21 protein-coding genes and 1 riboswitch are annotated in these 18,762 nt (G+C 65.8%); of the genes, 14 read left to right on the top strand and 7 right to left on the bottom strand.

Translation table 11 applies throughout. The features are described 5' to 3' along the window. The first annotated feature begins 5 nt into the window (after positions 1-5). On the top strand, positions 6-512 hold the full coding sequence (locus tag QTH97_RS02915; protein ID WP_286566520.1) for a LapA family protein: 507 nt from the start codon (positions 6-8) through the stop codon (positions 510-512). A 10-nt stretch (positions 513-522) separates the two neighbouring features. Here QTH97_RS02915 and QTH97_RS02910 read toward each other — a convergent pair whose 3' ends face one another. Then, a complete protein-coding gene (locus tag QTH97_RS02910) occupies positions 523-828 on the bottom strand; it encodes a c-type cytochrome (protein ID WP_286566519.1) in 306 nt (101 codons plus the stop codon). Between the two features lie 104 nt (positions 829-932). Here QTH97_RS02910 and QTH97_RS02905 point away from each other — a divergent pair, with 104 nt between their 5' ends. After that, complete coding sequence (locus QTH97_RS02905) at positions 933-1,169, top strand: TIGR04438 family Trp-rich protein (RefSeq protein WP_286567079.1); 237 nt, start codon at positions 933-935, stop codon at positions 1,167-1,169. 87 nt (positions 1,170-1,256) lie between these two features. Here QTH97_RS02905 and ilvD read toward each other — a convergent pair whose 3' ends face one another. Further along, positions 1,257-2,951: a dihydroxy-acid dehydratase gene (gene ilvD / locus QTH97_RS02900; protein ID WP_286566518.1), complete on the bottom strand. Its 1,695-nt coding sequence runs from the start codon at positions 2,949-2,951 to the stop codon at positions 1,257-1,259. A 98-nt stretch (positions 2,952-3,049) separates the two neighbouring features. On the opposite strand from ilvD, the gene QTH97_RS02895 reads away from it, so the two are divergent. The 7 genes from QTH97_RS02895 (at position 3,050) to QTH97_RS02865 (ending at position 10,521) form a co-directional block, all read left to right on the top strand. Next, a complete protein-coding gene (locus QTH97_RS02895) occupies positions 3,050-3,976 on the top strand; it encodes a LysR family transcriptional regulator (RefSeq protein WP_286566517.1) in 927 nt (308 codons plus the stop codon). 102 nt (positions 3,977-4,078) lie between these two features. After that, positions 4,079-4,906: a prolipoprotein diacylglyceryl transferase gene (lgt, locus tag QTH97_RS02890; protein ID WP_286566516.1), complete on the top strand. Its 828-nt coding sequence runs from the start codon at positions 4,079-4,081 to the stop codon at positions 4,904-4,906. A 125-nt stretch (positions 4,907-5,031) separates the two neighbouring features. After that, the gene (locus QTH97_RS02885; protein WP_286566515.1) at positions 5,032-5,700 is read left to right on the top strand and encodes a GntR family transcriptional regulator; all 669 of its coding nucleotides are present in this window, start codon (positions 5,032-5,034) and stop codon (positions 5,698-5,700) included. Then, positions 5,697-7,133: a malonyl-CoA decarboxylase gene (locus tag QTH97_RS02880; protein WP_286566514.1), complete on the top strand. Its 1,437-nt coding sequence runs from the start codon at positions 5,697-5,699 to the stop codon at positions 7,131-7,133. Before QTH97_RS02885 ends, QTH97_RS02880 begins: the two co-directional genes overlap by 4 nt. Positions 7,134-7,203: 70 nt before the next feature. Further along, on the top strand, positions 7,204-8,190 hold the full coding sequence (locus QTH97_RS02875; RefSeq protein ID WP_286566512.1) for a Bug family tripartite tricarboxylate transporter substrate binding protein: 987 nt from the start codon (positions 7,204-7,206) through the stop codon (positions 8,188-8,190). After that, positions 8,187-8,963 carry an enoyl-CoA hydratase/isomerase family protein gene (locus QTH97_RS02870; protein ID WP_286566511.1) on the top strand — a complete coding sequence of 259 codons (777 nt, stop codon included), beginning with the start codon at positions 8,187-8,189 and terminating at the stop codon, positions 8,961-8,963. The genes QTH97_RS02875 and QTH97_RS02870 overlap by 4 nt, the downstream gene beginning before the upstream one ends. Before the next feature lie 7 nt (positions 8,964-8,970). Then, positions 8,971-10,521 (top strand): malonate--CoA ligase, encoded by a 1,551-nt coding sequence (locus QTH97_RS02865; RefSeq protein ID WP_286566509.1) that lies wholly within the window; start codon positions 8,971-8,973, stop codon positions 10,519-10,521. A 5-nt stretch (positions 10,522-10,526) separates the two neighbouring features. Here QTH97_RS02865 and QTH97_RS02860 read toward each other — a convergent pair whose 3' ends face one another. The 5 genes from QTH97_RS02860 to QTH97_RS02840 form a co-directional block, all read right to left on the bottom strand. Next, positions 10,527-10,952 carry a universal stress protein gene (locus QTH97_RS02860; RefSeq protein WP_286566508.1) on the bottom strand — a complete coding sequence of 142 codons (426 nt, stop codon included), beginning with the start codon at positions 10,950-10,952 and terminating at the stop codon, positions 10,527-10,529. 65 nt (positions 10,953-11,017) lie between these two features. Beyond that, entirely contained in the window at positions 11,018-11,461 is a 444-nt protein-coding gene (locus QTH97_RS02855; protein ID WP_286566507.1) for a universal stress protein, read from the bottom strand. Positions 11,462-11,627: 166 nt separating this feature from the next. Next, entirely contained in the window at positions 11,628-12,443 is an 816-nt protein-coding gene (locus tag QTH97_RS02850; RefSeq protein WP_286566506.1) for a sulfite exporter TauE/SafE family protein, read from the bottom strand. Positions 12,444-12,721: 278 nt separating this feature from the next. Further along, on the bottom strand, positions 12,722-13,039 hold the full coding sequence (locus QTH97_RS02845) for a cell division protein ZapA (protein ID WP_286566505.1): 318 nt from the start codon (positions 13,037-13,039) through the stop codon (positions 12,722-12,724). Continuing rightward, complete coding sequence (locus QTH97_RS02840) at positions 13,039-13,263, bottom strand: DUF904 domain-containing protein (RefSeq protein ID WP_286566504.1); 225 nt, start codon at positions 13,261-13,263, stop codon at positions 13,039-13,041. Before QTH97_RS02840 ends, QTH97_RS02845 begins: the two co-directional genes overlap by 1 nt. Positions 13,264-13,302: 39 nt before the next feature. Beyond that, a riboswitch (cobalamin riboswitch) is annotated at positions 13,303-13,540 on the top strand. A gap of 241 nt (positions 13,541-13,781) precedes the next feature. Between QTH97_RS02840 and QTH97_RS02835 the strand changes: the two genes are divergently transcribed. The 5 genes from QTH97_RS02835 (at position 13,782) to QTH97_RS02815 (ending at position 18,753) form a co-directional block, all read left to right on the top strand. Next, positions 13,782-15,506: a TonB-dependent receptor domain-containing protein gene (locus QTH97_RS02835; protein WP_286566503.1), complete on the top strand. Its 1,725-nt coding sequence runs from the start codon at positions 13,782-13,784 to the stop codon at positions 15,504-15,506. After that, positions 15,503-16,072 carry a bifunctional adenosylcobinamide kinase/adenosylcobinamide-phosphate guanylyltransferase gene (locus tag QTH97_RS02830; protein ID WP_286566502.1) on the top strand — a complete coding sequence of 190 codons (570 nt, stop codon included), beginning with the start codon at positions 15,503-15,505 and terminating at the stop codon, positions 16,070-16,072. Before QTH97_RS02835 ends, QTH97_RS02830 begins: the two co-directional genes overlap by 4 nt. Continuing rightward, positions 16,069-16,932 (top strand): ABC transporter substrate-binding protein, encoded by an 864-nt coding sequence (locus QTH97_RS02825; RefSeq protein WP_286566501.1) that lies wholly within the window; start codon positions 16,069-16,071, stop codon positions 16,930-16,932. The genes QTH97_RS02830 and QTH97_RS02825 overlap by 4 nt, the downstream gene beginning before the upstream one ends. Before the next feature lie 67 nt (positions 16,933-16,999). Beyond that, positions 17,000-17,965 (top strand): FecCD family ABC transporter permease, encoded by a 966-nt coding sequence (locus QTH97_RS02820; protein WP_286567078.1) that lies wholly within the window; start codon positions 17,000-17,002, stop codon positions 17,963-17,965. Then, a complete protein-coding gene (locus QTH97_RS02815) occupies positions 17,962-18,753 on the top strand; it encodes an ABC transporter ATP-binding protein (RefSeq protein ID WP_286566500.1) in 792 nt (263 codons plus the stop codon). The genes QTH97_RS02820 and QTH97_RS02815 overlap by 4 nt, the downstream gene beginning before the upstream one ends. The last annotated feature ends 9 nt before the right edge of the window (positions 18,754-18,762 follow it).

Raw genomic sequence — 18,762 nt, 5'->3', positions numbered from 1 at the left:
ACGTCATGGGACTGAGAACCGGTGTGCTGCTGGTTGTCGTGCTGCTGATCGTGGCGCTGGCAGCGTTGAACTGGGGCTTGCTTGTCACGCCCACTGCAATGTCCGTCGGCTTCATGCAGGTCACGGCGCCATTCGGCCTGATCATGCTGGGGCTCACGGCGCTGCTGGGCATCTTCTTCGTGGCCTACATCGTCTACCTGCAGAGCTCGATCCTGATGGAGACGCGCCGCCACACCAAGGAGATGCAGGCTCAGCGAGACCTGGCCGACAAGGCCGAAGCTTCCCGCTTCACTGAGTTGCGCAATTTCCTGGAGGCGCAGGAAAACGCCCACATGGCGCGCAATGCCGAGAGGCACGCCGCACTTCTCGCCCGTGTGGAGCAACTGGAGACGGTGTTCAAGACGCGCAGCGACCAATCGGACAACACGATCGCCGCCCACATCGGTCAACTGGAAGATCGATTCGACCGCCGGGCGTCGGCGTCGGCGGCTGGCATGCCGCCGGCGGTCTGACCACCAACGCCTACTTGGTCGACAGCACCCAGGCGGCCAGCTTTTTCGCGTCAGCTTCGCTGACCTGGTTGTTGGCCGGCATCGGTATCTGGCCCCAGACGCCCGAGCCGCCTTTCACGATCTTGCTGGCCAGCATGTCGACGGCACCCTTGTCGTCCTTGTACTTTGCGGCCACTTCCTTGAACGACGGCCCGAGCACCTTGCGATCGACCGCGTGGCAGCTCATGCAGTTTTTCGAAGTGGCGAGGGCCAGGTCGGCGAATGCGGGCGCGGCACAGCCAAGGCTCAATGCGGCAAGCAGAAGTGCTTTTTTCATGGGGTCTTATCGAGTCGGTGCGTTAAAGTCGATCCAACGCGATTGTAGGCAGGGCCGTGCACACCGCCTTCCACGCGTTCGCGCAATCAACGGAGAAGTTCGCAATGTGGTTTCTGATGCTGGGCCTGCTCGGGGTGGCTCTCAAATTGCTCGAAGTCGGCCCGGTCGCCACGTGGAACTGGTGGATCGTCCTGATCCCGTTCGCGCTGGCGATCGTCTGGTGGGCCTGGGCCGATTCGTCCGGCTATACCAAGCGCAAGGTGGTCGAGCGGGAAAACGCGCGCCGGCAGGAGCGCATCGATCGCCAGCGGAGCAAGCTGGGCACTCTCCGACGGAAATAGGCGCACCCCAGGCTGCGCGCACATACCTGCGGACCGGCGGAGCCGGATCCGCGGTATTCCCGGATTGAAGCTCCGGGAGTCGCTTGTCTAGAACTTGTCGAGTACCGCGCCGGAACTGGCGCTGGAGGCGTTGAAGGCGAACTTGGCTTGCACCCCGCGGGTATAGCGGGGGGCGGGGGCCTTCCAGCCTTCGCGTCGCTTGGCGAGTTCGGCGTCGGGAATGTTCAGTTCCAGCTTGAGCTGGTGGGCGTCGATGGTGATGGAGTCGCCTTCGTTGACGAAAGCGATCGTGCCGCCGGCCGCGGCTTCGGGCGCGACGTGGCCGACCACCATGCCCCAGGTGCCGCCGGAGAAACGGCCGTCGGTGATGAGGCCGACACTTTCCCCCAGACCCGCGCCGATCAGTGCGCCGGTGGGGGCCAGCATTTCCGGCATGCCGGGGCCACCCTTCGGACCGAGGTAGCGCAGCACCATCACGTCGCCGGCCTTGATCTTGCCGTCGAGGATGGCTTGCAAGGCGGACTGCTCGTCATCGAACACGCGCGCCGGTCCGGTGATGACCGGGTTCTTGAGGCCGGTGATCTTCGCGACGGCTCCTTCAGGCGAGAGGTTGCCTTTCAGGATCGCGAGGTGACCTTCGGCGTACATCGGATTGTTGATCGGACGGATCACGTCCTGGTCGGCGCGCGGCTGGTCCGGCACGTCCTTCAGCACTTCGGCGATGGTCTGGCCGGTGATGGTGATGCAGTCGCCATGCAGCAGGCCTGCGTTCAGCAGCACCTTCATGACTTGCGGGATGCCGCCAGCCTTGTGCAGGTCGACGGCGAGATACTTGCCGCTGGGCTTCAGGTCGCACAGCACCGGAACCTTCTTGCGCATGCGCTCGAAATCGTCAATGGACCAATCGACGCCGGCCGTGTGCGCGATTGCCAGGAAGTGCAGCACCGCGTTGGTCGATCCGCCGGTTGCCATGATCACCGCCACTGCGTTCTCGATGGCCTTCTTGGTCACGATGTCGCGCGGCTTGATGTCCTTCTTGATCGCCTCGATGAGCACCTTGGCCGATTCCTTGGCGGAGTTGGCCTTCTCGTCATGCGGGTTGGCCATGGTCGACGAGTAGGGCAGCGAGATGCCCAGCGCCTCGAAAGCGGAGCTCATCGTGTTGGCCGTGTACATGCCGCCGCAGGAACCGGTGCCCGGAATCGCGCGCATCTCGATTTCCTTGAGGTCCTCATCGCTCATGTTGCCGGCGGCGTTCTGGCCGACCGCCTCGAACACGCTCACGATGTTCAGGTCCTGGCCCTTGTACCTGCCCGGCAGGATGGTGCCGCCGTAGACGTAGATGGCCGGCACGTTGGCGCGCAGCATGCCCATGAGGCCGCCGGGCATGTTCTTGTCGCAGCCGCCGACCACCAGGACGCCGTCCATCCACTGGCCGCCGACGCACGTTTCGATGCAGTCGGAGATGACTTCGCGACTCACGAGCGAATACTTCATGCCCTCGGTGCCCATCGCCATGCCGTCCGAGATCGTGGGCGTACCGAACACCTGGGCGTTGCCGCCGGCTTCCTCGATGCCGGAAATGGCCGCATCCGCCAGTTTCTGCAGGCCCGAGTTGCAGGGCGTGATGGTGCTGTGGCCATTGGCCACGCCGACCATCGGCTTCTTGAAGTCGCCTTCCTCGTAGCCCATGGCGTAGAACATCGAGCGGTTCGGCGCGCGGCTCTTGCCTTCGACGATGTTGGCGCTTCGGCGGTTGATCTGGATCGTTTTGGTGTCCATCGTGTGTCTCGTGGGTCGGGAATCGGGGACGCCAAGTATCGGACGATTGATTGATTGGTTCCAATCCGTTTTTTGTGTCTGATTGATATGCTCGGCATATGAAAGAAGCATGGATCGACCTGCGTGCCTGGCGTCAGTTCGTCGCAGTTGCCGAAGAACTGCACTTTGGCCGCGCCGCCCAGCGCCTTCACATGACGCAACCTCCGGTCACGCAGGCCATTGCGCAACTCGAAAGGACGCTGGGCGTCGGGCTGTTCGACCGCACGCGACGCAGGGTGGCGCTCACGCCTGCCGGCGAGGCGCTGCTGCCCGATGTCCGCGAACTGCTGGCCCGCGCGCAGGCGCTACCGGCGCGCGCCAAGGCAGCGGCCGCGGGCGAGGTCGGCCGAGTACGCCTCGCCTTCGTGTCCACCATCGGTTTCGAGCGCCTGCCCGCATGGGTGCGTGAATTTCGCATCCAGTGTCCGGAGGTGGCGCTGGAACTGGTCGAGGCCACCGGCGACGTGCAGCTTGAAGCCTTGTCGCGCGGCGAGATCGATGCCGGGCTGATGCTGCATTCCCCCGGCTTCGCACCGCCGGGCCTGGAGCGCCTGGCAGTTTCCGAAGAGCCGCTGGTGCTTGCGTTGTCGGCCAGGCACCCTCTGGCAAAGGCGAGCAAGGTGTCCGTGGCGGACGCCTTGGCCGAGCCGCTCGTCATCTTCCCGCGTCGCATCGTCCCGTCGCTGCACGATGCCATCTTCGGCCTGTATCACGCGGCTGGTCGAGCGCCCGAGGTCGCGCAGGAAGCCATCCAGATGCAGACCATCGTGAACCTGGTCTGGGGCGGCCTGGGCGTGGCCTGGGTTCCGGAAAGCGTCACGCAGTTCCGACGCTCAGGCGTGGTCTACCGCGCTGCGAGCGAGTTCGAGCCTGCCGGGCGCCGTCGGTCTGCCGCAACTCTGCCCAGTTGCGAGACCAGCCTGGTCTGGCCGACCCACGTCGACAACCCGGCCTTGGCGCGATTCATTCGATTCATCAAGTCGTAGGAGCCGGGAATGCCGCGGATCCGGCGCCGCCGGTGCGGCATTGCCCCCTGCAAGGGGGGGCGGCTACGCGAAGCGAGCAGGCCCGCGGTGTTTTAATTCGGCATGCTCATGTACCCGCAGATCAATCCCGTGGCCCTGCAGCTCGGGCCGATCGCCATCCACTGGTATGGCCTGACCTATCTGGCCGCCTTCGCACTGTTCTTCTTCCTCGGCACGCGCCGGCTGCAGCACGAGCCGTTCCGCTCGATCACCGGCCCGGGCGCATGGACCCGAAAGGACCTCGAAGACATCCTTTTCCTGGGCGTGATGGGGGTGATCGTCGGTGGCCGACTGGGCTACTGCCTGTTCTACAAGCCGGGCTTCTATCTCACCCACCCGCTCGAGATCTTCTTCGTCTGGCAGGGCGGCATGAGCTTCCATGGCGGGCTGCTGGGAGTGATCGCGTCGATGGTCTGGTTTTCTCACTCGCGTTCGCGGCCCTTCTGGCAGGTGATGGATTTCGTGGCACCCTGCGTGCCCACCGGGCTGGCCGCGGGCCGCGTCGGCAATTTCATCAATGGCGAACTCTGGGGCCGCTTCAGCAGCCCCGATCTACCCTGGGGCATGGTGTTTCCCCAGAGCGGGTCGATGCTGCCACGCCATCCTTCGCAGGTCTACCAGTTCCTGCTCGAGGGATTGCTGCTCTTCGTGCTGCTGTGGCTCTATGCCCGCAAGGAGCGGCGCGAGCGCCGCGTGTCTGCCGTGTTCCTGATCGGCTACGGTCTCATGCGCTTCATCGCCGAATACTTCCGCGAGCCCGACGACTTCCTCGGCCTGCTCGCGCTCAACATGAGCATGGGGCAATGGCTCTGCGTGCCGATGATCGTCTTTGGTATCTGGCTCTATGCCAGTGCGCCCGCCCGCAGGAGTGTGGCGGCCGCGCGAGCTTGACCGCCTGCCGCGAGCAGGGTATCTCCGAAGGAAAAAATGCTTTGCGCCCGGACGTGTGATTCCCATAATTACGCGTAATTTCCAGAAATCACCGCTGGCCCGTATCGATCCGCTTGCCGCCGCCCATGCGTCTCGTCCATAACTCCCTGCACGACGAAGTAGCCGCGACCCTGCGCGAGGAAATCTTCGCCGGCGCGCTGGCGCCCGGCAGCTTCATTGATGAGGCCGCCCTGTGCGAGCGGCTGGAGATTTCGCGCACACCCTTGCGCGAAGCCTTGAAGGTACTGACCGCAGAGGGGCTGCTGCGTCATGAACCGCGGCGCGGCTGCTTTGTAGCGGAGGTCACCCAGCGCGATCTGGATGACATCTTTCCGGTGATCGCGTTGCTCGAAGGGCGCTGCGCCTGGGAGGCCGCGCGCAACGCGAGCGATGCCGATCTCGATGCGCTCGAAACGCTGCACGTCAGGCTCGCGAAGAACGCGCGTGCGAAGCGCATCAACGAGTACTACGCCACCAACTTCGCGATCCACGAGGCCATCATCATGCTGGCCGACAACCGCTGGCTCGCGCAGGTGATCGGCGATCTTCGCAAGATCCTCAAGCTTGCGCGACTGCAGCAATTGCATGCGCCGGGACGCCTCGACCAGAGCCTCTCGGAGCATCTCGCAGTGTTCGCCGCACTCAAGGCGCGCGACAGCGACGGTGCGGAGGCCGCGATGCGCACCCATCTCCACCGCCAGCGCGAAGCCCTGCGGGCCGTCGCGCTCCAACAGAAGGCAAAGCTCATTTCATGAATGCCAGCGACTGGATCACGCGCGGGGTCTCGCGCCTGCGCCCGGGCAGCGACCCGGGAGGGAAGAAGACCGCATCCACTGCGGGCCCTCGGCCGCTGGCCGATCGGCTGGAGGCGACGCTGCGCCGCAACGGCGAAGCGCTCGCGCCGCGTGCGCTTCGCCGTGCGCTGGTCGAACTGCAGGCAGTGGTCGATCCGCGCGTGAGCGAAGTCGAGGCCGGGCGCCGCGCCCACGCTGTCGTGCAGTGGTACGCCGGCCGCGACCTGGACGAGCGGCGCGACATCTGGTTGCTCATGAGCGAACGCTTCGCGCCCGACGTGCAGAAGCTCAGCGATGCCCGCGACCAGCACGAGGCGGCCGTCGGCACGCCCGACGAAGGCCAGGCCGAGGTTCACCTGCGACGGGCGCTTGTCTCGCCGCGTGCGCGCCTTCTGCAGCGCTTTGCGATCGACCCCGACGGCATGCGTTTCCTGGTCGACCTGCGCGCGGAACTGTTGCCGCACCTCAAGGGCGACCGCCGGCTCCTGCCCCTGGACGCCGAACTCGAGCACCTCTTCTCGACCTGGTTCGACGTGGCCTTTCTCGAGTTGCGCCGCATTAGTTGGGATTCGCCCGCCTCGCTGATCGAAAAGCTGATCCAGTACGAGGCCGTCCACGACATCAAGAGCTGGGCCGACGTCAAGAACCGGCTCGACAGCGATCGCCGCTGCTATGGCTTCTTCCATCCGCGCCTGCCGAACACGCCATTGATCTTCGTGGAGGTGGCGCTTGTCGATCGTGTCAGCGAAGGCATCGTGCCGCTGCTCGACGAGGCTGCAGCGCTCGTCAAGCCGGACAAGGCCACGACCGCCATCTTCTATTCGATCAGCAACACCCAGACCGGGCTGCGCGGCGTGAGCTTTGGCGACTCGCTGATCAAGCGAGTGGTCGAGACGCTGCAGGAGGAGTTGCCGCGCCTCAAGACCTTCGCCACGCTGTCGCCGATCCCGGGGTTTCGCGGATGGCTCGCCAAGCATGCGGCCGGGATGGTCGAGAGGCTCGATGAAAAGCGCGCGACCGAACTGGGGCGCGTCGTCGGCTCGCTGCCGCCCACGGCCGAGCGCTTCCTGGCCGCGGCAGATGAGGCGAGCGCGCTCGACACCAGGTCGCCCGTACGTCAACTGCTGCTGAATTCGGCCGCCGAGTACCTGGGCCGAGCCACCTCCGACGGCAAACCGATCGACCCTGTCGCGCGCTTCCATCTCGGCAATGGCGCCCGTGTGGAGCGCCTCAACTGGGCCGGCGATCCCTCGCCCAAGGGACTGAAGCAGTCCTACGGCCTCATGGTCAACTATCTCTACGATCTGAAGCGCCTGGACAAGCATCGGACGCTGCTGGCGCAGGGCAAGGTTGCGGTGTCCGGGGACATCGACGATCTCTTTCTGAAAAGTTGATTGCAGAGGGCCGATTCCAGCGTGCCGAAGGCCCCGGCACATGAGAGTTCACAACGACAGGAGACTAGCAATGACCCCCAAATTCCAGCGGCGCGACGTGTTGCGCCTCGCCGCGGCTTCAGCCGCAGCGCTTTCCGGCGGAGCATGGGCCCAGACGGCATGGCCGACCAGGCCCGTGACGATGATCGTTCCGTTCCCGGCGGGCGGGGGCACCGACGCCTTTGCACGGCCGCTGTCCGCACAGTTCAGCCGGATCACCGGCCAGACGCTGGTGATCGACAACCGGGGAGGCGCCGGGGGCACCGTGGGCGCCAGCATCGCGGCCAAGGCACATCCGGACGGCTACACGCTCTTCATGGGCGCCGTGCACCATGCCATCGCGCCGGCGGTCTATCCCAAGCTCGACTACGACATCGAGAAGGATTTCGTGCCGCTGTTGCTGCTGGCGAACGTGCCGCAGGTAGTGGTGGTCAACCCCAAGCGCGTGACGGCGACCACGCTCAAGGCTTTCGTCGCCGCTGCCAAGCAGAACCCGGGCAAGCTCAACTACGCCTCGGCCGGTGCGGGAACCTCGCACCATCTGGCGGGTGAACTGTTCAAGCTGCAGACCGGAACCTTCATCACCCACATCCCCTATCGCGGCGCCGGCCCGGCGCTGCAGGACCTGATCGCCGGCAATGTCGACGTGATGTTCGACGGCCTCGGTTCATCGGCGCAGCACATCAAGGCCGGCCGGATCAAGGCGCTGATGGTTGCCGGCAACAAGCGCAACCCGGCGTTCCCCGACGTGCCCTGCGCTGCAGAAGTGGGATTGCCGGACTACACAGTGACTACCTGGTATGGCCTCTGGGCGCCCAAGGGCACCCCGGCCGACGTGCAGGCAAAGATCGTCGACGACATGAAGAAGGCGCTCGCGACCGATGATCTCAAGGCGATCTGGGCCAGCAACGGCTCGGAGATTCCGAACGTCGTCGGGCCAGCGTATGGCGCGTTCGTGAACGCGGAGATCAAGCGCTGGGCGGCGGTGGTCAAGGAGTCGGGGGCCAAGCTGGAATGACGGCGTCGATCAGGCTGCGCAGCGAGGGCCCGATCGCATTCGTGACGATCGCGAATGCGAGTCGGCTCAACGCGATGACGCGCGCCATGTGGATCGAGCTTCGTACCGTCTTCGAGGGACTGGCGCAGGATGCGTCGCTGCGCTGCGTCGTCATTGGAGGGGAGGGCGCTGCCTTCTGCGCAGGCGGCGACATTTCCGAGTACCCGTCTTTTCGTTTCGACGAAGCGCGCCTGCGCGAATTCCACGAGAACGAGGTGTGGAGCGCACTGGCCGCGATGCTGGCCTGCGAGCTGCCGATGGTGGCCTGCATCGAAGGCGCATGCATGGGCGCCGGCCTAGAAATCGCGAGTTGTTGCGACATCCGCCTGGCAGGCGCTTCCGCCAGGTTCGGCGCGCCCATCGCGAAGCTGGGCTTTCCGATGGCGCCGCGAGAAGCGGCGCTCGTCCATGGCGCGATCGGCGATGCGCTGGCGCGCGACATGCTGCTGGCCGCGAGCGTGCACGGCGCCGATCGCCTGTACGACGCCGGCTTCCTGCTGCGCGTGGTCCCTGATGCGGAGTTGGCCGCCGAGGCCTTGAATCTCGCGCAGCGCATCGCCGCGCTGGCACCCGGGGCTGCACGACTCAACAAGCGCACTTTCGCCGCCCTTCGCCGATCCACGGCGCACGAATCGATCGCGCCGCTGCTCGCCGCCGCCTACGACTACGCCGACTCCACGGAGCATCGCGAAGGCATCGAGGCCTTTCTTTCCAAGCGCGCACCCGTCTTCTGAAACCATCATGACCGAACCGACCAACGCCAATCTCTTCGCCGCATTGCGCGCGGCTTTCCCGTCCGACCTCGACCAGATCGCGATCGAGACCGATGACGACCTCCTGTATTCGTGGCGCGACCTGGACCGCGCCAGCGCGATGATCGCCAACCTGCTCGATGCACTGAAGCTCGAGGAGGGCGCGCGCATCGCAGTGCAGGTCGAGAAGTCGGTCGAGGCCCTGTTGCTCTACCTCGCCACCTTGCGCGCAGGCTACGTCTTCCTGCCGCTCAACACCGCGTACCGCGGCGCGGAGATCGAATATTTCATCGGCAATGCCGAGCCGGAGGTGGTGGTCTGCAGCAGCGCCAACGCCTCCTGGGTCGCGCCCATCGCCACGGCGGCCGGTACGCGGCACGTCTTCACGCTCGACGACAACCGCAAGGGCACCTTGCTCGATGTGGCCGCGCAATGCAGCGACCGGCATACCGTCGTGACGAAGGCTGACGATGACCTCGCTGCCATCCTCTACACCAGCGGCACGACGGGCCGCAGCAAGGGCGCCATGCTCACGCATCGCAACCTGCGGTCGAATGCCGAAGTGCTGAAGGACTACTGGGGCTGGCGAACGGCGGAGCAGGGCGGCGACGTCCTCGTCCATGCGCTGCCGATCTTTCATGTGCACGGGCTCTTCGTCGCGATCCACGGTGCGCTCATCAGCGGCAGCAAGATGATCTGGCTCAACCGCTTCGACCCGAAGCGCGTGGTGGCCCGACTGCCCGAGGCGACGGTATTCATGGGCGTGCCGACGCTCTACGTGCGCATGCTCGCGGAGCGCGGCCTCACGCGCAAGTCGTGCAGCAACATGCGCCTCTTCATCTCCGGCTCGGCGCCGCTCCTGATCGAGACGTTCAACGAATGGCGCGAGCGCACGGGGCACACCATCCTCGAACGCTACGGCATGAGTGAGACGGTGATGCTCACCTCCAACCCCTACAACGCCGTTTCGGGGGAGCGCCGCGGCGGCACCGTGGGCTTTCCGCTTCCGGGCGTGCAACTCCGCGTTCGCGATGACGAGGGCAAACCGTGCCCGACCGACGAGATCGGCCATATCGAGGTCGACGGTCCGAACGTGTTCGCGGGCTATTGGCGCATGCCGGAGAAGACGAAGGAAGAATTCACCGCTGACGGCTACTTCAGGACGGGCGACGTGGGCAAGGTCGACGGACTCGGCTACGTGACGATCGTCGGACGCAGCAAGGACCTGATCATCAGCGGCGGCTACAACGTCTATCCGGCGGAGATCGAGGGCTACATCAACGAGATGGCGGGCGTCGCCGAAAGCGCCCTGGTGGGTGTGCCGCACGCGGACTTCGGCGAGGTGGGCGTTGCCATCGTGATTCCCCGGGCGGGTGCGTCGCTCGATGGCGAGGCAATCATCGCGGAACTCAAGTCGAAGCTCGCGAACTTCAAGATTCCCAAGCGCTGCTTCGTGGTGGCTGAACTGCCGCGCAACGCGATGGGCAAGGTGCAGAAGGCGCTGCTGCGTGAGCAGCACAAGCGCCTTTTCGAGGGCTGACGCGCTTACTGCACCAGCAGCACGGAGATGTCTGTCTCCGCCACCACCTTGGTGGCGACAGAGCCCATGAGCGCACGGCCGAATATGCCGTGGCCGTGGGTGCCCATCACGATCAGTTCGACCTTGGCCGCCTCGGCCGCCTTGAGGATCTCTTCCGCTGCATGGCCGTGCCGCTGCTCGATGGTGTAGTTGGCGATGTTGTGATTCGCAAGCAGTGCCTTGACCGGATCGATCACCTTGGCGGTTTCCTCGGTGTAGTACTCCGAGATCACGCCCTTGCTGAGATGGCGCGCCACATGGCCGGGCACGCCGATGCACACGTGCACCAGCACCAGTTCATTGCCATCGACAAACATGTTCCGGTGCCGGGCCAGATACTCGATGGCCTTCTGCGTGTGCGAGCTGCCGTCAATGGCGATCAGGATCTTCATGCACTACCTCTCGTTGTTACGCAATCCGCGGCGAAAGCACCGCGTGCCTTCGTTATAAACCGGTATCAGCGCAGCACCAATACCGGCAGTTCGGAGTGCGTGAGCACGTGCTGGGTTTCGCTGCCGAGCAGCAGCCGCTTGATGCCCTTGCGGCCATGCGAGGCCATCACGATCATGTCGCTCTTGTGCTTCTTCGCGGCATTGACGATGGCTTCAGCGATGAGATCGGAACTGACCGTCACCGTCTTGATCTTCACGCCGCTGGCCTTGGCGCGCTTGGCGACGGCGTCGAGGGTTTCCTGTGCCGTTTCCGCCCATTGCCTCTCGATGCGCGCGATGTCCTCGGGTGTGAAGACGGCAGCGCCATCGAAATAGTTCTTGGGATAGCGCGGCACGACCGTCAGTGCGACCAGTTCGGCGCCGTTCTGCGTGGCAAGCTCGATGGCGCTCGCCACGGCCTTCTTCGAAAGCGGTGAGCCGTCGGTGGCAACCAGGATGCGCTGGAACATGGAGTTCTCCAGAAGATGGATGTGCACACTTTAAGCCACGCCCATGCTCAGGGCGACCCCTGCCGACACCTCCATTCGATCCGGCGCAAGCCGAGCCCGGAGAATCGCGCGGAAACAGCTATGCCGGCCGCGACACGAAAGGGCACAGGCCCGGGCGCGCACTCCGCTACCCGCGCAGGCCCTTCCAGAGCATGTACGCCGCCAGCACATAGAGAATGCTCCCGAACACCCGCTTGAGCTTGCTGACCGGCAGGCTGTGCGCCGCCCTGGCGCCCAGCGGCGCGATGAGAAAGCTGCAGATCGCGATCACGCCCAGTGCGGGCAGCCAGATGAAGCCGAATGAACCCTCCGGAAGGCCTTGAACTGCCTGGCCGCTCCACACATAGCCGACCACGTTGGCGACTGCGATCGGAAATCCCAGCGCCGCGCTGGTGGCCACCGCGTTGTGGATCGCGACGTTGCACCATGTCATGAATGGCACGCTGATGAAGCCGCCGCCCGCGCCGACCAGGCCGGAGATGAAGCCGATGGCGCCGCCCGCGCCCAGTTGGCCGGCCGTGCCCGGCATCTGGCGCGTGGGTTTCGGCTTCTTGTCGAGGAACATCTGCGTTGCCGAGAAGCCGACGAACAGCGCAAAGAAGATCGCGAGCGCGGTGCCCTTGAGCAGCGCGAAGACGCCGAGGCTGCCGATCAGGCTGCCGATCACGATGCCGGGTGCGAGACGCCGCACGATGTCCCACCGCACGGCGCCGCGCTTGTGGTGTGCGCGCACGCTGGAGATCGACGTGAAGATGATCGTTGCCATCGAGGTCGCGATCGCCATCTTCACCGCCAGGTCGGCAGGCACACCACGGTTGCCGAGGATGATCGTGAGGAAGGGCACCATCAGCATGCCGCCGCCGATGCCGAGCAGGCCTGCGAGAAAGCCGGTGCCGACGCCGAGCAGGGCGAGTTCGGCGATCAGGATGGGTTCGATCGTCATGAAAGCAAGCGAGTCCAGAAAAAAGCCACGGCCCCGTGAAGGGGCCGTGGCCGTCAGGAATAGGTGTCTGCGAGTGTGGGCCGGACTCGCATCCTGAACCGGGGTTCAGGTGGGCGAGGGCAGCAAGGCTTCGGGTTCATCTGACGCGAGATGATCACACCCACCGAGCGATATACCAAGCCCTGCTCCGTAGAGCATTGGAACAAGGACATATAGAGCCCGACGCGCACCGCAGACACGGTGCATTTTACGCCCGCTCGGGGCTTCGGCGAATGCCTTCAGAGTAAATGTCCGTCACCGGCAAGTGCTTGGTCCAGACGCTGTATCAATTGTGAGGCGCGCGCGTCGTCGGGGCCGGTATCGGTTGCTGCTGTGGGCGCAGGGGCAGGCGCGGCTTCGCGCTGCACGAGGTCGAATGCCAGATTGAGCGATGCGAGCACCGCGATGCGGTCCCGCGCCTTGACCTTGCCCGCGTCGCGGATCTTGCACATCGCGGCATCGACTCTTTCGACCGCTTCGCGCAATTGCGCTTCGCCGCCTTCCGGGCAGCCGAGCAGGTAACTTTGGCCCATGATCTGGACTTCGATTTGTTTCATCAGGAAGAGGATGCGTCTTGGGAGGGATCGGCCGGCAGCTGCTCGAGCAAGGCATCGAGCCGTGTGCGCGCCGCGGCGAGCCGGGACTTGAGCGCATCGCGTTCGCGCGTGAGCGCGTCCACCTGGTCCTGCAGCAACGCATTGGTGCGCTGTACTTCTTCATGGCGCACAAGCAGGCGTTCGACACGCTCGGCGATCTGTTCAATACGGCTGGATGCAGGCATGGAGGGCGATTGTAGATTCCGGCGGTGGCGGGTTTCCACCTAAAATCCCGCGCGTTGGTGCTCGCGCCGCGGTTCACGCGTCGCAGTTCAACGGGAAGCAGGAGTCGAGGCCCCCCAGGGCCGAGCCAGCCTGCGCTGCCCCCGCAACGGTCAAGCAGACGGCGCCCATCGGGTGCCACCTCGTCAATCAGCCACTGGACGCCCTGAAACAGGCCTCTGGGAAGGCGGCGAGGGCCGCGCTGCCAGCCCGGATACCGGCCAACGAGGCGGCTGCCGCATGTCTGAAGGCGTGCACGCGGCCATGACGTCCAAGCACCGGCGGGGAAGCCGGTGAGGGACATTGATCTTTTGTCGCTCCCATGAAAATCTGCGTTTCCTCTACCCGCGCCGCCCGGTGTGCTTCGCCGTGGCCGCTCGCGCGTGCCCATGCCCTTTCCTTGTCGGTTGCTCCACTGCTGACAGGGTTCGCGCTTCCAGCACTCGCGCAAGGCACGGCGCCCGCGCTCCCCGAAACCGTCGTGACCGCGACCCGCACGCCGACGCGCATCGACGAACTGGTGTCGGACACCGTCGTCATCGAGCGCGCGCAGATCGAGCAGTTGGCCAACCGCACCCTGCCGGACATATTGGCGCGCCTTGCAGGCGTCCAGGTGTCGGCCACCGGCGGTCGCGGCAAGACGAGCAACGTCTTCATCCGCGGCGCCGAGGCTCGCCATACCATCCTGCTGATCGACGGGATACGCTACGGATCGGCCACCGCCGGCACACCGTCGTGGGACAACATTCCCGTCGAGATGATCGATCGCATCGAAGTGGTGAAGGGGCCGGCCTCCGCGCTGTACGGCAGCGATGCCGTGGGCGGCGTGGTGCAGATCTTCACCCGCAAGGCCAATGCGGGGGATCCGGTCTTCAGCCCGCGTGCGTCCGCGACCGTCGGCACCGACAGCTACAAGCAGATCACGGGCGGCTTCAGCGGCGCCTCCGGGGCCGCGACCTATTCCTTGGACATCCAGCGCACAATCGACAAGAGTTTCTCGGCAACCAACAGCAAGGTGCAATTCGGCAACTACAACCCTGATCGCGATCCCTTTTCGCAAAGCGCAGTCAACGCTTCGCTGGGCTACCAGATCAACCCAGACTGGAAGGTCGACGCCGGGCTGCTGTATGCCGACGGCCTGAACCACTACGACGACGGTCCGAACCGCGACACCCGCGGCACCTTGCGTACGCAGACCACCTACGTCGGTGCGCGCGGCACCGTCATGTCGAACTGGACCACCCAGCTACGCTATGCACGCAGCGAGGACTACAGCCGCGCCATCGTGGCCGCGCCTTTCAACCTGCCGGGCCTGTTCGAGACCGTGGAGAACCAGTATCTCTGGCAGAACGACTTCGCCACGCCGATCGGTACCGTCATGGCAGGCCTCGAGCGCCGCGACCAGGACGTGAACAGCGACACGAGATACACGGTGACCGATCGCGCCATCGATTCTGCGTTCGTCGGCCTCAACGGCAACTCCGGCCCGCACAGCTGGCAGCTCGATGCACGGCACGACAGCAACTCGCAGTTCGGCGACAACAACAACTGGTTCGCCGGCTACGGCTATCGCATCTCGCCGAACTGGCGAGTGAACGTGTCGCAGGGAACCAGCTTCGTCGCGCCGTCGTTCAACCAGCTTTACTTCCCGGGCTTCGGCAATCCTGCGCTGCAACCGGAGGAGGGCAAGAACACGGATGTCGGCATCACCTGGACGCAGGGTGTGCACACCGTGAAGCTGGTCGGATACGACAACAAGGTCCGTGGCTTCATCACCAACGAGACGCTGCCTCAGAACATTCCGCGGGCCCGAATCCAGGGTGCGACGCTGAGCTATGACGGCCAGTTCGGCAATGTCGGCTTGCATGCGAGCTACGACTCGCTCGACCCGCACAACGAGATCACCGGCAAGTTGCTCCCCCGGCGTTCGAAGGAGCAGGCGGCGCTCGGCATCGACTACGCCGCAGGCGACTGGAAGCTGGGCGGATCGGCGCTCTATGTGGGCAGCCGATTCGACGACACAGCCAACCTGCGCTTCCTCGACAGCTACACCACGGTCGACCTCTATGCGGAATACCGCTTCGCGAAGGAATGGTTCGTGCAGGGCCGCGTCGCGAACGTGGGCGACGTGGAATACGAGACGGCCTATGGCTACAACCAGCCCGGCCGGGCCTTCTACCTGACCTTGCGGTGGCAGCCGAAGTGAAGATCGCTCGCCGCGAACTGATCCTCGGCGGTCAGAAAAGCGGCAAATCGCGCCGCGGCGAGCAGCTTGCCGCGGCCTGGCTTTCGCAATCGCCCGCGCACCGGGCTGTGCTGATCGCGACGGCGCATGCGCACGATGACGAAATGCGCGCGCGCATCGAGCGGCACCGCGCCGACCGTGCGGCGCGCGTGCCTGCGATGGCGACGGTGGAAGAGCCGGTCGCGCTTGCGCTGGCCTTGCGCCGGCACGGCACCCCGCAGACCTTGGTGGTGGTCGACTGCCTCACGCTCTGGCTCACGAACCTGCTCATGCCGGTGAACGGGCCAGTGGGTGCGATGCCTGCGGTCGACTCGGACGTTGCCGAACTGCTCGACGCGATCAAGGAATCGGCCGGCCCGCTGGTTCTGGTGGGCAACGAGATCGGCCTGGGTGTGATCCCGCTCGGCCGCGAGGTGCGCGAGTTTGTCGATGGTCTGGGCCGCCTCAACCAGGAAGTGGCCGGCGCCTGCGACCGTGTCACGATGATGGTGGCGGGGCTGGCCATCACCCTGAAAGAACCTGAATGAATCTTCCTGCAAGGCTTGCCCTCGCCGCGGCCGCGGCTCTGCTGGCCCTTGGGGCGCAAGCGGTCGTCGTGACCGACGAGCGCGGCGTCAACGTGGACTTGCCCAAGCCGCCGCAACGCATCGTCACGCTGCTGCCTTCGCTGACCGAGTTCGTCTGCACGATGGGCGCATGCGATCGGTTGGTCGGCGTCGACCGCTATTCCAACTGGCCCGATTCCGTTCGTGGGCTGCCGCAGGTCGGCGGGGGCATCGATCCGAATGTCGAGGCCATCGTCGCGCTCAAGCCCGACGTGGTGTTGCTCGCCAAGTCGTCGCGCGTCACGGAGCGGCTCGAAACGTTGGGCCTCAAAGTGCTGGTGCTCGAACCGAAGAGCCATGCCGATGTGCGGCGCGTACTCGACGTGATCGGCCAGGTGCTGGGCACCAGCGATGCGCAACGCGCGTGGAGCGCCATCGACGCCAGCGTCTCCGCGGCGGCGCAGTCGCTGCCCGCGGGTGTGAAGAGCACGCGTGTTTACTTCGAGATCAACAGCACGCCCTATGCAGCGGGAGAGGTCTCGTTCATCGGCGAAACGCTCGCGCGGCTCGGTGTCCGGAACATCGTGCCCGCCTCGCTCGGACCGTTTCCAAAGCTCAATCCGGAGTTCGTGGTCCGCGCCAATCCCGACCTGATCATGGTCGGCGAGCGCAGCGCGCAGGGGATGGAACAGCGGCCGGGGTGGGCGGGTATCAAGGCCGTGCGCGAAGGTCGCATCTGCCGCTTCACGGCGGCAGAATCGGATGTGCTCGTGCGGCCGGGCCCGCGCATGGGCGAGGCCGCGCGTCTGATGGCGCACTGCCTGCAGGAGAAGGCGAAGTGATCGGCGCCGCCGTGCGAGGTCGGCGCGCGTGAAGAGCCACCATCGCCGCGCGCTGGTGTTGGGCATCATGCTGCTGGCGCTGGCATCCGCGCTGCTGGTGCTGGGTGCAGGCATCGGCAGCACGGGCTTCGAGAGTGTGTTCGCGGCACGGCACGATCCGGTCGCGCTGCAGATTGTCTGGGACATTCGCCTGCCGCGTACCCTGGGTGCGTGGCTCGCGGGCGCGCTGCTCGGGTTGGCGGGTGCGGTGGCCCAGGGACTGTTCCGCAATCCGCTGGCCGATCCCTATCTGCTGGGAAGCTCGTCGGGCGCATCGCTCGGCATGGCGATCGCATTGATGATGTTCGGCGTGTCGCCGCTCAGTACGCAATGGGTGGTGCGTCTCGGGCTCACGGGCGCCGCGTTCATCGGCGCGGTGCTGGCGGTGTTGCTCACGCTGGCGCTGGCGCGCGGCGTGCAGCAGACGCTGCGACTGCTGCTTGCCGGGGTGATCGTCGGCGTCGTGCTCGGCGCAGCAAAGGACCTGATTACCATCGCCTCGGCCGACATCCTTCAGGCCATCCAGGGTTTCATGCTCGGCAGCACCGGCCTGGTCGGATGGAGCGCCTGCGCCGTGATGGGCGGGCTCGGCGCGATCTGCCTGCTGCTCGGCTGGGCCCTGGCGCCCTTGCTCGACGGACTGGCGCTCGGCGAAGCGACCGCCAGCAGCCTGGGCCTGCCGTTGGGCGCCATGCGTATCGCGCTGGTCGCGGCGCTGGCGCTGGCTACAGGCGCGGCCGTTGCGCAGACCGGGCTGATCGCCTTCGTCGGGCTCGCGGCGCCGCATCTGGTGCGCTCGGTCGTGAAGACCACGCACGCTCGGCTGATCGTGCTGTCGAGCGCCATGGGCGGCCTGCTGCTGATGGCGGCCGACCTGCTAGCGCGTTGGCTGATCGCGCCGCAGGAACTGCCGGTCGGTGTGTTGACGGCGGTGCTCGGCGGGGGCTATCTGCTGTGGCTCATGCATCGGCGCAGCGCACGGGGGGGCCTGTGAGCGCGCAACGTATCACGCCGGAACCCGCGCTGGAAGCGCTGGGCGTGCGCGCGACCCTCGGGGTGACGGAGGTGCTGCATGGGATCGACCTTGCGTTCGCAGCCGGCCGCTGGACCAGCATCGTCGGTCCCAACGGCGCTGGCAAGTCGACCTTGCTCAAGGTGGTGGCGGGACTGCTTCCGCACGGCGGCGAGGTCCGCCTGCTCGGGCAGCCGCTCGGCGCGCTGTCCGGGCGCAAGCGTGCGCGGCGGATGTCCTGGCTCGGCCAGGGCGGGGCCGGCGAGGGCAGCGCGGACGACCTCATGGTCTACGACGTCGCCATGCTGGGGAGGCTGCCGCACCAGCGCTGGCTCGCGGCGCCGAGCGAAGCCGATCGCGCCGCGGTCGAGCGCGCGCTGCGCAGCACGCAGGCCTGGGATTGGCGCGACCGTCCCCTCGGCCAACTCTCGGGTGGCGAACGCCAGCGCGTGTTGCTGGCGCGTGCGCTCGCGGTCGAAGCCGAGGTGCTGCTGATGGACGAGCCGCTCGCCAACCTCGATCCGCCGCACCAGGCCGACTGGATGCAGACCACCCGTGAACTCGTGGCCCAGGGCCGCACCGTGGTCAGCGTTCTTCACGAACTCAACGCCGCGCTCGCCGCCGACGCGATGGTCGTCATGGCGCGCGGCCTGGTGTTGCACCACGGCGCCTGCGACGAGGCGGTCACGCATCGCGCGCTGGAAGCGGTGTTCGACCAGCGGGTGGTCGTGCATCGGGTCGCCGAGCACTGGATGGCCGTTCCCAGATAGCGAATTCAT

The organism is Variovorax gracilis (assembly GCF_030317115.1).
GTDB lineage: Bacteria > Pseudomonadota > Gammaproteobacteria > Burkholderiales > Burkholderiaceae_C > Variovorax > Variovorax gracilis.
This window is presented reverse-complemented; position numbering and strand designations above follow the sequence as displayed.

Bases quoted from the DNA above. Each gene is read 5' to 3' on its own strand.
- QTH97_RS02850 (WP_286566506.1), bottom strand. From the start codon at position 12,443: ATGACGATCGAACCCATCCTGATCGCCGAACTCGCCCTGCTCGGCGTC.
- QTH97_RS02855 (WP_286566507.1), bottom strand. From the start codon at position 11,461: ATGTTCCAGCGCATCCTGGTTGCCACCGACGGCTCACCGCTTTCGAAG.
- ilvD (WP_286566518.1), bottom strand. From the start codon at position 2,951: ATGGACACCAAAACGATCCAGATCAACCGCCGAAGCGCCAACATCGTC.
- QTH97_RS02905 (WP_286567079.1), top strand. From the start codon at position 933: ATGTGGTTTCTGATGCTGGGCCTGCTCGGGGTGGCTCTCAAATTGCTC.
- QTH97_RS02915 (WP_286566520.1), top strand. From the start codon at position 6: ATGGGACTGAGAACCGGTGTGCTGCTGGTTGTCGTGCTGCTGATCGTG.
- QTH97_RS02895 (WP_286566517.1), top strand. From the start codon at position 3,050: ATGAAAGAAGCATGGATCGACCTGCGTGCCTGGCGTCAGTTCGTCGCA.
- QTH97_RS02875 (WP_286566512.1), top strand. From the start codon at position 7,204: ATGACCCCCAAATTCCAGCGGCGCGACGTGTTGCGCCTCGCCGCGGCT.
- QTH97_RS02885 (WP_286566515.1), top strand. From the start codon at position 5,032: ATGCGTCTCGTCCATAACTCCCTGCACGACGAAGTAGCCGCGACCCTG.
- QTH97_RS02910 (WP_286566519.1), bottom strand. From the start codon at position 828: ATGAAAAAAGCACTTCTGCTTGCCGCATTGAGCCTTGGCTGTGCCGCG.
- QTH97_RS02865 (WP_286566509.1), top strand. From the start codon at position 8,971: ATGACCGAACCGACCAACGCCAATCTCTTCGCCGCATTGCGCGCGGCT.
- QTH97_RS02870 (WP_286566511.1), top strand. From the start codon at position 8,187: ATGACGGCGTCGATCAGGCTGCGCAGCGAGGGCCCGATCGCATTCGTG.
- QTH97_RS02845 (WP_286566505.1), bottom strand. From the start codon at position 13,039: ATGAAACAAATCGAAGTCCAGATCATGGGCCAAAGTTACCTGCTCGGC.
- QTH97_RS02825 (WP_286566501.1), top strand. From the start codon at position 16,069: ATGAATCTTCCTGCAAGGCTTGCCCTCGCCGCGGCCGCGGCTCTGCTG.
- lgt (WP_286566516.1), top strand. From the start codon at position 4,079: ATGCTCATGTACCCGCAGATCAATCCCGTGGCCCTGCAGCTCGGGCCG.
- QTH97_RS02860 (WP_286566508.1), bottom strand. From the start codon at position 10,952: ATGAAGATCCTGATCGCCATTGACGGCAGCTCGCACACGCAGAAGGCC.
- QTH97_RS02820 (WP_286567078.1), top strand. From the start codon at position 17,000: ATGCTGCTGGCGCTGGCATCCGCGCTGCTGGTGCTGGGTGCAGGCATC.
- QTH97_RS02840 (WP_286566504.1), bottom strand. From the start codon at position 13,263: ATGCCTGCATCCAGCCGTATTGAACAGATCGCCGAGCGTGTCGAACGC.
- QTH97_RS02880 (WP_286566514.1), top strand. From the start codon at position 5,697: ATGAATGCCAGCGACTGGATCACGCGCGGGGTCTCGCGCCTGCGCCCG.